Origin of the sequence: Paenibacillus xerothermodurans, assembly GCF_002220865.2 — a bacterium.
Taxonomy (GTDB): domain Bacteria; phylum Bacillota; class Bacilli; order Paenibacillales; family NBRC-103111; genus Paenibacillus_S; species Paenibacillus_S xerothermodurans.
Genome location: NZ_NHRJ02000002.1, coordinates 737,238 through 751,400 on the forward strand (window position 1 = coordinate 737,238; position 14,163 = coordinate 751,400).

Annotated in this window: 11 protein-coding genes and 1 other annotated feature; of the genes, 4 read left to right on the top strand and 7 right to left on the bottom strand. The window is 49.0% G+C overall.

The features are described from left to right. Positions 1-61: 61 nt before the first annotated feature. Complete coding sequence (locus CBW46_RS07195) at positions 62-1,147, top strand: metallophosphoesterase family protein (RefSeq protein ID WP_089199297.1); 1,086 nt, start codon at positions 62-64, stop codon at positions 1,145-1,147. Positions 1,148-1,299: 152 nt separating this feature from the next. On the opposite strand, the gene CBW46_RS07200 is transcribed toward CBW46_RS07195, so the two are convergent. The 7 genes from CBW46_RS07200 to CBW46_RS07230 form a co-directional block, all read right to left on the bottom strand. After that, positions 1,300-3,870: an Ig-like domain-containing protein gene (locus CBW46_RS07200; protein ID WP_089199298.1), complete on the bottom strand. Its 2,571-nt coding sequence runs from the start codon at positions 3,868-3,870 to the stop codon at positions 1,300-1,302. A 248-nt stretch (positions 3,871-4,118) separates the two neighbouring features. After that, a complete protein-coding gene (locus CBW46_RS07205) occupies positions 4,119-4,304 on the bottom strand; it encodes a hypothetical protein (RefSeq protein ID WP_133253939.1) in 186 nt (61 codons plus the stop codon). Positions 4,305-4,575: 271 nt separating this feature from the next. Beyond that, a complete protein-coding gene (locus CBW46_RS07210; RefSeq protein ID WP_089199300.1) occupies positions 4,576-5,361 on the bottom strand; it encodes an SDR family oxidoreductase in 786 nt (261 codons plus the stop codon). Between the two features lie 12 nt (positions 5,362-5,373). Continuing rightward, a complete protein-coding gene (locus CBW46_RS07215) occupies positions 5,374-6,252 on the bottom strand; it encodes a fumarylacetoacetate hydrolase family protein (RefSeq protein WP_089199301.1) in 879 nt (292 codons plus the stop codon). A 60-nt stretch (positions 6,253-6,312) separates the two neighbouring features. Next, positions 6,313-7,305 carry a 2-hydroxyacid dehydrogenase gene (locus CBW46_RS07220; RefSeq protein ID WP_165842216.1) on the bottom strand — a complete coding sequence of 331 codons (993 nt, stop codon included), beginning with the start codon at positions 7,303-7,305 and terminating at the stop codon, positions 6,313-6,315. A 337-nt stretch (positions 7,306-7,642) separates the two neighbouring features. Then, positions 7,643-8,524, bottom strand: a complete 882-nt coding sequence (locus CBW46_RS07225) for a carbon-nitrogen hydrolase family protein (RefSeq protein ID WP_089199303.1) — start codon at positions 8,522-8,524, stop codon at positions 7,643-7,645. Positions 8,525-8,550: 26 nt separating this feature from the next. Then, positions 8,551-9,399: a polysaccharide deacetylase family protein gene (locus tag CBW46_RS07230; protein ID WP_089199304.1), complete on the bottom strand. Its 849-nt coding sequence runs from the start codon at positions 9,397-9,399 to the stop codon at positions 8,551-8,553. A 247-nt stretch (positions 9,400-9,646) separates the two neighbouring features. Here CBW46_RS07230 and CBW46_RS07235 point away from each other — a divergent pair, with 247 nt between their 5' ends. The 3 genes from CBW46_RS07235 to CBW46_RS07245 are packed head-to-tail and all read left to right on the top strand — an operon-like array spanning position 9,647 to position 13,791. Next, positions 9,647-11,032 (top strand): sensor histidine kinase, encoded by a 1,386-nt coding sequence (locus CBW46_RS07235; RefSeq protein WP_089199305.1) that lies wholly within the window; start codon positions 9,647-9,649, stop codon positions 11,030-11,032. Further along, entirely contained in the window at positions 11,029-12,477 is a 1,449-nt protein-coding gene (locus CBW46_RS07240; protein WP_089199306.1) for a response regulator transcription factor, read from the top strand. The genes CBW46_RS07235 and CBW46_RS07240 overlap by 4 nt, the downstream gene beginning before the upstream one ends. 15 nt (positions 12,478-12,492) lie before the next feature. Further along, positions 12,493-13,791, top strand: a complete 1,299-nt coding sequence (locus CBW46_RS07245) for an MFS transporter (protein WP_089199307.1) — start codon at positions 12,493-12,495, stop codon at positions 13,789-13,791. A 110-nt stretch (positions 13,792-13,901) separates the two neighbouring features. Further along, positions 13,902-14,162: a sequence feature (16S ribosomal RNA rRNA prediction is too short), on the top strand. Position 14,163 lies beyond the last annotated feature (1 nt).

Below are 14,163 nucleotides of genomic sequence, written 5' to 3' on the forward strand. Positions count from 1 at the left end.
CCATAACATTGGTGTTCTAACCTAGAGATTGTCAGCTAAACCAATGATATGGAGGGAATTAATGAAAACGCTCAGTTGTACCGTGTTCCTGACGCTCTGCTTGATTGCCGCGCGCCTGCTGCCCGCCTTCGCCGCAGCTGACGCGCCGGTGTCGGTAACTGATTCAGTCTACGACGAGTCGGTGGCTGATTCAGTCTACAACAAGTCTTTTACAGGCTCCGACATAGTTAAGAAAAAACCTCGGCTCACGTTCCCCGTTGTCAGTGATATTCATATCCAATCTTGGGATGGCGCTTCCCATCAAAAATTTAAATCAGCGCTCACCGATCTGCATGCGGTGGATGCGCATTCGGACGCCTTAGTCATCAACGGCGACCTGGCAAACGGGATGCCCGCAGATTATGACAAACTGAAGGAGTTAATAGCTGAGACACCACACGCAAAACATGTAATGTATTCCATCGGAAATCATGAATTCTATAAAGCATGGTTCGATAGCAGCGGGAATTGGAACTCCGCGGACTTTCCAAATGGTCAAACCGAGCAAGCCTCAATCCAGCGGTTCCTGCGCTTCGCCGGCCTCAAGCAGGTTTATTATGAGAGACAAATTCAGGGCTACTCTTTCATTTTTCTGGGATCAGAGCAGTATCGGCAATCTGATCCGGCCAACCTCGAGGATGCATACTTGTCGGACACCCAGCTGGATTGGCTCAAACAGACTTTGAAAAAACGCGCCGCGGGGAACAAACCGGTATTTGTGTTTCTCCACCAGCCACTGCCGCACACGGTAGCAGGAACCTCGTTTTGCTGCGTTAACAATCGAGCGATCGTGCAGCACGAAGAGTTGAAGCGGATTCTGTCCGAGTATCCTGAGGTGATCTTTTTCACAGCACATACTCATTGGGAACTGAAATTACCCGACACGCTGGTGCGTGACGGCTTCACCATGGTGAACTCGTCTTCAGTCATCCAGCCTTGGACGGACAACAACAATGGCGGCGAAACCGTACTTGGACCTGAGGCGAGTGAAGGGCTGTACGTTGAAGTTTACAAGGATGAGGTAAGAATCCGGGGGAGGGATTTCCACAACAGGCGTTGGATCCCTGAAGCGCAGTTTAGCGTGCCGTTAAAGCATTCCGCTGATTGAAGGGCCGGCGGGGAGGGCTTTATCTATTGCAGTTGCGGCTGGACAGAGGTCCGCGGGCATGATCTACACTACTAGGCACTAAAAAACAGGCCAGCCAGATTACTCTGGGTGGCCTGTCGGTGTGCAAGGAGCCTTCCGGTGCCTGCTCAATGCTATTGCACGGCAAATCGAATATTGTATCTGACCGATTTGGTTGGATCTTTCTTGTCTGTGATGTTGAGTATCGTGGTGCCATGGATGCTCGACGCCTGCAACAGCTCAGCGTGGTGCCTCATGTCGTGGGGCCGGATGACTGGTACTGTCGTGGTGCCCGGCGGTAGTGCCACGACGTAATCATATACGCCGGGTTTAAACTCCTGCTTGCCCAATCCTTCAAGCTTGATCCCTTTCAGCTCTGGAAGATCCGCTGGAAGAACAGGGGTGTTCAATCGGCCTCCGCCTACCGGACTTCGGGCAATGTTTCGCACTGCCTCAGCGCCCAGCCGATCCTGCAACTGCGTGAGATACAGGCTTCTCGGACTCACATGTGTGCCTTGGTGTTCCCAATAGCCATCACTGCGGGGACGACGGTCGTTCGAATTCGGCAAATAGGGCTTGTCTTTGCTGCCAACGTGGCCAATTGCATAGTTTTGCGCCGTGGGAGGCTGCTGTGCGATCAGTCCGCCCTCCGTGTTCCATGTGACGTAGTTGGCGCCGGACCAACCATGTCCGCTGCCAAGCTGTCCTCTGTCCTGGATGGCTATATCTGCTTTCACGTTGTCATATAAGCCGCCGACCGACCAACGGTGGTGCGGCTCGCTTGACGCGTATTCCTCCACGGAATCGCTGTCCAGGAACACATTGGGGCCCTGCACCCGACTGTCGACCACAAACGCATGTCTAGCCGTTTCAGCGTGATTCCGCTGCATAAGCGTCAGTTCCCCGCTGATTTTATAAGGGTACCTTGTTCCGCCTGTGATTACACTTACCATATCCAAGGAATTGGTATCTTGCACTGTTACCCATTTGGCGCCGCGGCTGACGTGTGCAAGAGCGTGATTCAAGTGCAGTCCGGTGACTTCGCGCATCCATGCATTTTTTACATGGCTGAAGATCGCAAAGCTAACAGCGTGATTTTCATCTGAAAAATAGGTTTTTCCATTGTGTTCTGCGGTCACCGAAGGATCGAACGCGGAATCGACACGCAGGTTTTCAACCCCTGCCTGTTCCAGACGGTCCGGGTCTTCATATTTGATGACCTCACCGCCGCCCCATCGGCGTTCAATAGAATTCGGCAGCGGGGCATCAATAGTAATGCGGTCATCCTCAATATCTGTGATCACCCGGTCGAAATCAAGATGGAATGGTGTCCACTGTACAGTGCCCGATCTCTCGAATATGGTGTCCATCTTCACTTCGTGAATCCATCTGGAATTACCGTGACGGCGGACCATGATTTTATCCCCGACCTTAAAACCGCTTGCATCGTCCACGTGGAACGACCGTGCGCCCGAAGGAACAAACAGATCGGAGACAGCTTCAGACGTCTCTGTAAGCAGCTGAACTGGCTTACCTGTGATTTGCAGAATGTCACGTTTGGTGGTACCCGTTGCGTACAAAATTGTGCCGTCTTCTGCTTGTCCTTCGCCCCGGAGAACAACTCCGCTCGCCCGTATGCGCAAGCTGCCTTCGATCTCGTAGGTGCCTTTCTTCAACAAAACCGCTCCGCGGAAGCCGTCCGCCGCCTGCGGCATCGACGAAACCTTATCTATCGCCGCCTGCACTCGTGCCGTGTCGTCCCCTTCTCCCGGTTCAACCACTATTCTCGCCTGCACGTCCGGGATCTCGACACCGCCGCCCATATAACCGGCGTTCGAGAAATCGATAATCCGATTCCCGCGGTAATCGGGCACGTGAATCATTTTCCCATCCGCCCCGACATAAGCAATCGCACTTTCATCCGGCCCTACATCCTGCTCGTTTTGTGCAGTGAAGAAGAGCGTGTCATACGCTTGTTTGCCCTCAGCGAATTCAAATTTTAGCCGGATTTCGTATTGACCGTACTGCTCGACAATGCCTGGGAATACTAACTGCTGTTCTACGTCCGGCTCAAGAGGCTCCGCTGGCAGCTCCTTTAACACTTTGCCGCTGGTCGACGAAACTAGCGACGCGGACACCTTGCCCGCTGTGTGAGGCACCAGCCCAACCGCCGGATATTGGCCCCCGAGCCGCACGAGTGCCGGTTTGCCGATTTCCTTGATGATATTCGGATGAATCATCTCCACATCCACGAGCAATATGCTCGGGTCGTACACATCTACCCACACGCTGGACTCTTTCGTGACGTTGTTCAGCGTCGCCCTGCCAGTGATTTTTGCGGCACCCGCTTGGATAGCGCTTACGATCCCGTCAGCATCAACGTTAGCGGTCTCCGTTTTAGCGCTGTGCCAAACGATCTGTGCCTTGGACATGTCTGCCGGCTCACCGCTCGACAGCTTGCCTCCCAACTGCAGTCGGAATTCATCGCCCGTCTTGAGTGTCACCGTATCATAGTTGCCCAGCGTCTGACCGTATGCATCTTGAATGTAGACGCTTTCAATAACTGCCGAGCCGACGGTGTCGCCCGCCGTATTCGGGCCTGCAGCAGGGGCGGCCAAGCTCATCGAGCCCGGCACCGTAAGGGCAACTAAAAGCGATGCCGTCAGCCAACGTTGAACCGTGCTTCTCATTCGAATCGGTAACAAACCATCTCCACCTTTCAATTTATATGGTAGCGGTTAGTTCTGCTCCCAACTTATATGCTAGTCCAAACCTGTGCAACATACAATGAGCTAATTTTGTAGAAACTTGGCTGATTTCATTCAAATCCCGACAAATCCTGCTAGCAGCATGCTTCATTTTATCGGCAAAATGCAAAAAAGCACACGAAATGCGCCTATTTTCTTACATAAGTGCAAAGAGGTGCTGCAGCACCTCCGCTCTATTGTTTCAATTACGGCGTTGCATCGCCATTGGGGCTAAGCGGCTCTTGGGCGCGTACATGATTGCGTGCGTTTGCCCAAGTCGCCTCGTCTGTAGAACCGCCAACTTCCAGCGCATCGCCGGCGCCATTATTGCCATCATTGTACGGGTGATCTTCAGTACCAGGGTTAACTTTTTCAATTTTGGTCGGCATCATCTCACCTCCGTTCAGGCAATAGTTTATGTAAATGAGAACTTATATACTCATTTGGGATGATGCACACAAAAGAAGGGCGGCCATCCATTTTCACGTCGTTGGTGAATGTACCGCGGCGTAACCTCCGCTGGGATCGCACTGGATCGCAACTATGCGGCCTACCGCGGGGATCGTCACGCCGGCGCCTGCCGAGGCACGGGCGATGGATCCCATACGTGTGCAGCCCAGGTCATAAGGGGCATGATCACCGGCAGTCACTCTAGAGCCGGGATTATATCGCTTTTACCATACCGCCGTCTACGAGCAGGGAGCTGCCCGTAATATAAGTGCTGGCTGCAGACACAAGGAAGGTCACAACCTTGGCGAATTCCTCCGGCGTGCCATACCGTCCGAGCGGAATCGTCCGCTTGGACTGCGCCTCTATTTCTTCGCGCGTCTGACCCGTTCGCTGGGCCTTCAGCTCATCCAGATAGGCGGTGCGGTCGGTCGCGATGCGCCCGGGCGCCACGGTGTTGACGAGCACGTTGTAGGGTGCTAATTCCTCCGCCAACGTCTTGGTCATGCCAACAATGCCAAGCCGGAATGTATTGGAGAGAATGAGACCGGGTATCGGCGTTTTGATCGAGGATGATGCGATATTGATCACACGGCCTGCATTCTGCTTCAGGTCAGGCAGCGCTTCACGGATCAGTCTAATATAGCTGAGCAGATTAAGCTCGAACGCTTGCTGCCACTGTTCGTCGGAAAACTGCTCGAAGCTGCCGCCCGGAGGACCGCCTGCGTTGTTCACGAGGATGTCGATGGCTCCAAGCTGTTCGCGGGTTGCCTTCACCAACTGTCTGATATCTTCCGCTTTTGTGATATCCGCGGCGTAGTACGCAACTCTGCCGCCGCCTAGAGCGGCCAACTCTTGATACGCGCTATGCAGCTTATCCTCGCTGCGGCTGGTCAACATGACATGCGCGCCTTCCCGTACCAGCTGCGCGGCAACCGCTTTGCCCAGACCTTGGCTGGAGGCAACGACCAATGCCGTTTTACCCTGCAGGTTTAAATCCACGTCACGACCTCCTTAAGTAGCCTTTAAGTCTTTGACCGGGTTGACTAATTTCTCGAATCCGTCGATATGGCATTCCACCACATCGCCGTCCCTTATAACGACAGCGCCAGGCGTTCCGGTCGATATAATGTCGCCGGGCAGGAGCGTCATGACCTTCGAGTGAAACGATACGAGATACCATGGACGGAACGTCATGTTCGACACTACGTTTTTCCGGTGAATGCCGCCATTGATCACAGTGGACACGTTCAGATCCAGCACCTCATCCACTTCGTCCGGCGTGACCAGCTGCGGGCCGAAGCTGAAAAAGGTGTCAAAGCTTTTAGAGCGGGTAAGATATCTCGGGTTAACAGCCAAAATATCTTCCGCCGTCATATCGATAATGGTCGTGAAGCCTGCGATAACGCTCTCTGCATCTTCCTCAGATACATCTTTGCATTCTTTCCCGATAATAATCCCCAATTCGGATTCCGCTGTCGTCCGGTCGGATTGGCGAGGAATCTGTATCGTATCGCCAGGTCCTATGATCGTAGTGTCCGGCTTCATAAAGCTCGCAGGCTCCGTGTTAGGCGCCTTTTCATGGAGATCAGCGGCATGCTCCACATAATTGAGGCCTATGCCCCAAATTTTTCTTGGATGACGATACAGAGGAGCGTACTCCACACGCTCAAACGGAATCACTGCATCGTTCAACGAGTTAATTTCCTCTGCGCCGCCGTTTTGATACCAAAATTTCATTTCGTCCAGCTGCCCTGTCTTAATCATATCGAACAGCTCTGTACACCAATTTTTCGCGAGCCGGTTGTTTATCGCTTCCACCAAAATAACTCCACTGTGCCCAACTACAGCGGCAGCTTCAACACCATTTGTTTTTATCGACGCAAGACGCATAAACGCAACCTCCCTGGATCAAATATGTACCGTACTGCTTCATACTCGCATCCGGTAATTTTATTGGACAGAGTTCCTTGCCGTGCGCACTCCGTTGACCACGAACTGGGGCGCTAGCCCTTGATCAACGCGCACCATATTCTGAAATGCCAGCGTCAGCACTTTATTTAACGTATCGCGTGTGCCTGCTCCGATATGAGGACTCGCAATTACGTTGTCTAGAGTTAATAGAGGATTCGCCGGGTCGGTCGGCTCAGACTCCCACGCGTCTATACCGGCTCCTGCGATAACCCCAGCTTGCAGCGCTTGATAGAGCTCGGCCTCCTTCACGATCCCGCCGCGGGCCATGTTGAGCAATATCGCGGTCGGCTTCATCATCTGAAGCTCCCTGGTGCCGATCAACCCCCGAGTTTCGGGCAGTAGTGGAATGTGCAGGCTCAAGATGTCCGATCTCCGCAAAACTTCCTCCATGGAGCAATAGGCTGCGCCCAGCTCCGCTTCGACATGTTCGGGGGCTCTGTATTTATCATAATAAATAAGCTCGGTGCCAAATGCCCTGGAGCGCTTCGCCGTTTCCCGCCCGATATTCCCAAAGCCGATAAAGCCGTGTGTCTTGCCTTCCATTTCGTAAGAGGACGGCCGCAATTCCCACATTAGCCAGCGCCCGTTCTTGGTCGCCTCGTTCACCTGAACAATTTTTCGGTATAATGCAAGCGCTAACAAAATTGTCAGCTCCGCAACGCCTGTGGCATTTCCCCCAGGAGTATTGCTAACCGGCAAGCCGTATTTCCCCGCCGCTTCAAGATCGATATTGTCGACGCCGATCCCTGTCTTCTGGATGTAACGTGCCTTCTCAGCTTTAGCGCAAATGGCTTCGTCCATTTTGGTGGTGGCGACCAACAAATAATCAGCCAGCGCCAGCTTGGCCTCCCGTTCCCCAGCATCCATCTCCTGCCAATACCACAATTCAAAGCCCGGCGGCGTGTGCTCTTGCAGCAGCTGCTTGAACTCTTCGAACACCTTGTCAAAATAAATGACCTTCTTACTCGACATGTGACATCCCCCCTTACGTGTGTGGCCCGTGCAAACCATCCATGTTTTATGATGGTCAGACCACGGCGAATTTGGGTTCCCGCTTCCCTGCCATTAAATATATTCGGTTAGGCGGAAATGATGACAAATAAGGCTGCCAGAGGCAGCCTTCACAGTGCCGAGAAACCCCGTCTTTTTTAAAATTACAGCACAACATAATCAAGAGATCTGTTTATACATTTGTTCATAAGCTGCACATGATGTTGGAAGCTCAACACAACACGGAGGGGAAGCCCAGTGTAGAGCCAATGCCACATGTGTCCACACATGCGGCACGGAGTGGATTCATAAGCGGGTACTACCGGGACAAACTCTGAAAGGGTTCATATTTATTATACACATCTCTTCTACGCGTGCGGTCTTCGAACGTGGTTGCAGCACCGTTTCTGCGGTTCGCATACAATTCGTCGATATCAACAGATCCGCTTAAAACCATGTTTTTATTCGTTTCAGCCTCGCCTACCACGCCGTTAGGCGACCAAGCCGTGTCACAAGGAGAGAGAATGGAGGCCCGGCCATAACCATTCGGCAATGGCTCTCCAGGTGTGCCTACTGTTGGACAGTGGACAAAGTATACCTGGTTTTCAATCGCGCGTGCCTGAGCGCAGTGTCTGACTCTCCAGAAACCGTACTCCGTAAAAGTATAAGAAGGACAGAAAATGATTTCAGCACCATTCACGCTTAGTATGCGGGAAATTTCCGGAATTTCTGATTCATAGCACACGGCTAGCCCAATCTTAGCCGGCCCGATATCGAATACGGCCAGGTCGTCCCCCTCCGATGTTTGCCACTTGGCCTCCGCCGGAAAAATATGCGTTTTCTTGTGCTCAATGTACGTGCCGTCTGGTTTAAAAATATAAGCAATATTGTAATACTTGTCCCCACGTCGTTCGAGGTGGGAACCAGCGATGATGATTTGTTTTCTGGTTGTGGCAATACCGGTGAATAACTCTCTGTACTGAGAGGTGTATGCATCAATTCGATATAAATCTTCCGCCTTCAGTTGATCTGAATCAGGCAAGCTCATCAATAGGCCGACGGTGAGTAGTTCAGGGAAAATAACGTAGTCCGAATCTTGGGGAACTTGATCCATCAGTTGGCTGACTTGTTCCTGGAATGCGGCGAAGTGATCTACTTTCTCAACACTGAATTGACAAGCGGATATTTTTACTGTTCTCATGACGAGGTTCCTCCGATCTGTCTGATTTAATTGTCCTCGTAAGCATCGTAAATTTCACTTAATGTGGCAAACCATGCTCCACGCTGCTCCATGTACTGAATCAATCTTTCCAGCAGTTGAATAGTGTGCGCGCGGCCGATAGTTTGCGGATGCGTCGTGAGCACGTAGCAAGCTCCCTCTTCATTATTGCATGCGTAATCATAAATCGACGCCCAACGGTCAAATATATCATTTGTTGATCTCTGGCCTTCTTGCCCACCGGTTAAGTACTCCATTTGAGGGAAGTCATCCAAATACCACGAGACCGGAATTTCTAAAACATTGTATTCCGTACCAAACACATTAGCCTTGTCGGCGTTCACTTCTACCGGTCGTGGCCAGTAAGGATGAAGGTCGTTGGCCATCAAGCTGCTGTCATATTTGAATCCATACTTCTGCAATATATTGAATGTGTTCGGACTAAAATCCCAGTAAGGCGATCTATATCCACGGGGAGTCACTCCAATCTTGGCTAGGGATTCTAGGCCCATCTGCATTACTCTTTCTTCCTGCTCGTAACTAAGTGGGGCCGGATTTTCATGCACATAGCCGTGGTGAGCAACTTCGTGCCCTCGTGCCACCACTTCTTTGCACACATCGGTAAAAGTATCTACCGTATGACCAGGAATGGCCCAAGTTGTCTTAATCCCATATTTCTCGAACAATTTGAGCAGCCGCGGCGCTCCCACTTCAGCCCCGAATTCGCCCCGTGCCATGTAGGCTGGCGACGTCTGGTTAAAAGAACCAATCCAAATAGATTGCGCATCGAAATCACACCCGATATTAACTGCCACTTTTTTACCTTTAGGGAGTTTTACTTTTCCGCTTTTTTGCATGGTCCTGCCTCCTGATCGTGTAATTGTTTGATAACGCTTTCAGTATAGTTCAAAGTTGTTCAAATAAAAATTCCGAATATTTAATCAAGGTGCATTATTTTAAACTAGTCCGATTACGTTTTGTAACAAACATTGCACTTTGTGATAGAATGATTTTTAATCAACTTAGTCGAAATAAGTCAATCGGGCTGAACCTGGACCAGGCAAAACCCGGGATCGCGGGAGTCCACTTGGCGGAGGTGAAAATTTGTACATAAGCATAAAATACAAATATATTGCTATTTATTCTATGCTAACGATACTGCCCATCATTATGTTTCATATATGGGTGTATCAGATGTGGTCCGAAAAGCTGCATGATACAATCGTCGATTCCAATTCGAAACTGGTCTCACAGCTAAGTAACTCTATCGCCTTGATCGCTGCAGTAAAGAACAGAGACATCGTAAGTGATTTAATTGACAACTCAGGTCTGGATAAACAAAGCAAGATTTTGGTTATGGATCATTCCGGAGAGCTCATTTATACTTCAAATAAGATTTTAGCACACAGTGATATAAAGAGTACGGTTCTATCCAAGTCGGGCCGAGATGGACATTTTGTTACCCGCGATTACGAAGAGGAAATGCTGGTCACTTATTATAGTCACCCGGTCTCCCGGTGGCACATGGTCGTGCTCACTCCCACTGCCGTTATTTACGAACAGCTGTCTTCCGTGCAGCGGTTAATGATCGTGCTGATTCTATTCAGCTTCGTTTTAAGCATCGCATCTGTCGTCCTAATTTCATTTCATCTCACGCGGCCTATCAGAACGTTGAGAAAGAAACTGGAAGGCCTGGAGCACGGGCGGATGGACCCTCTGGATGAGCAGGAGGTTGTAGCGAAAGACGAGATCTGGAAAATTGGAAGCAGCTTTAATGCTATCGTCAACAACCTAAGAGATCAGATGAATTTGCATTATCAGCTTAAAATGAAGTCCGACCAAGCCAGACTGTTTGCCTTGCAATCTCAAATCAATCCCCATTTTCTCCATAATACACTGGAGACGATTAATTCCATTGCTTTAATTGAGAACGTGCCCATCATAGCAGAATTATCGAGAGCGCTTTCCAAAATGTTTCGTTACAACACGATGCAAGCAGGCGGTTTCGTAACTTTTAAGGAGGAATTAGAGCAGGCAGAGAATTATTTAAATGTTCAATTGATCCGTTTCGATGGGATTATAACGAGCCAAATGGATATCGATAAGAAAATTTTGGAGAAACAGAGCATTAAATTTATACTTCAACCGCTAATTGAAAATTGTTTCATTCATGGATTCAAGGATCTCGACGAGCAAGGCCGAATTATTATCAGAGGCTGTATGGAAGACGACAAGATAACGATTTCTATTGAAGATAACGGTGTCGGGATGGATAACGACCAGTTAGCTCGAATCAATGAGAAACTTGACTGCGTGGTCATCGAAGAAGAAGCCTCCGGGCAGGGTCCCAAAGGCGTGGGTCTGCTTAATGTGAATTCGAGAGTTAAAATCACATTCGGGAACACGTATGGTCTCTCCTGTCATGCTCTACTACCGAGGGGGTTATCCGTTAAAATAACTTTTCCTGCGGTCATGCATAAAGAGGGGTGACTACGATTTTTCGCTTACTAATAGTTGAAGATGAACCATGGATACGAAAATCGTTGGAGAAGATTCTACCTTGGAATGAGCTAGGCATAGAATACGCAGGATGCGCGAGAAATGGGCAGGAAGCGTTCAGCATTATTGTTAATTCCAGCGTAGATCTTGTGATTACGGATATTAAAATGCCGAAGATGGATGGGTTCAAACTCATGGATAGCTTGGCGGAATATGTCAATCCCACTCCCAAATATATGATTATATCGGGGTATGATGATTTTCATTATGCAAAGAATGCTATAAAGCAAGGTGTTTTGGATTACATCCTAAAACCAGTAGATCCCAAAGAGCTGCGAGCCTCCGTGCTAAAAGCGGTAGATAAATTGAAAATTGAAAGATCGGAGCGCGATAACTTACGGAAATTAAGAATAAAGGATTACGTCTATGAACGGATTAGTCACCCCACGAGTGAAGTGAATCATGATTTACTTCCAGAAAACTCCTGTTATTGCTTTTTATTTTCCATACATTCAGTGTATCAGGAACTATCTGAGCAACTTGGCACCCCGGGTTTAACTTACTTCGCCCTTCCATTAGGGGCTTACTATTTATACTTTCTTATGGCTAGTTCCGAGCAAGCAATGCAGAAGCGTGTCATGAACGCAATCGATGCGATTCGCAAAAACCATATCATCGGCATCAGCAAAATCCGGATGTATAGGGACCATTCCTTTTATCAGGCGCTAAAAGAAACGGAACACGATTATCTTCTTAATGATAAAAATAGCATAAGCTTAAAAACTCATATGCCTTACGACATAGCTTTATCCAGTAAGGATGAAATTTATCTCCTGGAGGCGCTGCAAGCGAGGGAGAAAGACAAGATCCTGCACAAAGTGAATCAGTTCTTACATACCTGCGAATATTTCGAACAGCAGTGGGTGGCCCATTTTCAACTTTACCTTTTTTTCGGTAAATATGTGTCTAACACCAGTGGATTTGCTGAGCAGGTACTGTGGCTGCACGATTTAAAGAATATAAAGACATCAAACGAATTGAAGATATGGCGACACAAAGGGCTTGAACCGATGATTGATGAGATCATGAAAATTGAACAAAAAAAGGCCCCTGACCATTTTTTGCAGGCCGTAAAATATGTGGAAAAACATTATTTGAATGCTTCTTTGTCCCTCGAATCGGTCGCTCGCTATCTCAATCTGTCCACACCCTACTTAAGTAATATTTTCAACGCTAGAGGAGAAAATTATACAGCTTATGTGACTAAGAAACGGGTGGACAAGGCCAAACAACTTCTGCTCGACTCTGATCTTACGATTTATGAAGTTAGCGAAGCGTCGGGTTTCAATGATGTGAAGTACTTCATCCATGTTTTTAAGAAAGAAACACTCTACACTCCAAACAATTTTCGGAAGCTAAAAAAACACACTTTTTAGCATCAGGGGGAGTCCATGCAGCAGGAGCAAAGATTAAATGGCTACCACATATTTTTGGCGATTGTAGCGTTTTTAGGCTGGACGATATCGGCAATCGATGCATCCATATTTTTTTTCGTCGCCCCATACTTGTCGCATGAATTTAACTTGAGTTTGCAAAGTTTTGGCATGATCGTCGCCGGTGGTTTCTTAATCGCTATCATTGTCAGTTTTTTCATTGGTCCTCTCATGGATCACTTCGGACGTAAAATCGTGTTTCAATGGATTTTAATCATCATGACGATCGGAACGTTTCTCAGCGGCTTGTCTTGGAATTTCGAGTCGTTAATCGTGTTCAGACTGCTAGCAACAGGCAGTGCGTTTGCGGAGTATGCGGTCGGAGCTACCATACTAGTTGAGTCCGTGCCCGCAAAACATCGTGGATGGCTGGTAGGTATTATGGCGGCCGGATGGCCCGCTGGAACTGCCCTGTCCACACTCATATCATTATATGCAATTCCTTCTCTGGGTTGGCAGAGCGCATTTTTTATAGCGTCTATACCGGCATTCATTGTAATTGTCATCCGGTTACATATTAAAGAACCCAAACGGTTCAAGGATGTTAATAGGATTCGTGCGCAAGCCTCCGCCAGTAGAACACACGCGGGCATAGCGAAACTCAAAATGGATTTTACAGTGAACCAACAGGAGGCCGTTAAGAAGCCCTTGCAGCAGCTTTTTAAAGGAGAGCTCTTGAAAAATACGATTTTGGTATGGATCTATATGAATGCGGTAGTGATTTCATATAGCCTGTTGATTTGGTTTGCGCCTTACTGGTTAAAAGATGCTTTTGCGATCAATTCAGCCCAAGCGACATGGACCACCTGCGTCGGCAGTCTTGTCAGCATTTTGGGATTCATTGCATGTGGTTGGTTGAGCGGAAAGGTCGGCATACGTGCAGCCAACACGATATTCATCCCTATTGGGATTGTGATTACCATCTGGATGACTAAATTCGCTGTGACCTACGCTGCATTTTTGCCGGCGTACCTGTTGTGGAACTTTTTCGGCGCGGGAATCTGGGGCGTCATACCCAGACTGTTCACAGAAGCGTTCCCTACACGCGCCAGAGGCACCGGAGCCTCTGTCAATTCAGCATCTTGTTGGCTGGGTTGGGCTTTTACCAGTAATTTCTCGCCATGCCTCATTGATCATATCGGTTATAATACATCTATCTTTTTTGCCGGAGTTTTTCTATTCCCGGTGGCCCTAATCAGTCTTTGGATGATCAGAAGAATTCCTCCTGCGAGCGATCTTGAGGATTATATTACATAGAGCCACGTTTCAACCCATGCAAAGACCGCTTGTTTGATTACCTCGATATCTTCTTCATGAGTGCCTCTGGAGAGGGAAGCGCACTTCTTACAATGGGCGGGCGCCCGTTGTCCGCACAGTAAAGTGGGCGCACCTTTTCATCGATGGAGGAAAAGTCGATATACTTGTCGATCTAACGAAGCACGTGATCCTATGGGACCAGTTCCTCGAGGGATACAAATTCTGGCCGGTACAACGGGAAGCGAAACCGCGAGGTGGAGCGAATCTTTACAAGCCGGTCTCAGTTCGGATTGCAGGCTGCAACTCGCCTGCATGAAGTCGGAATTGCTAGTAATCGCGGATCAGCATGCCGCGGTGAATACGTTCCCGGGT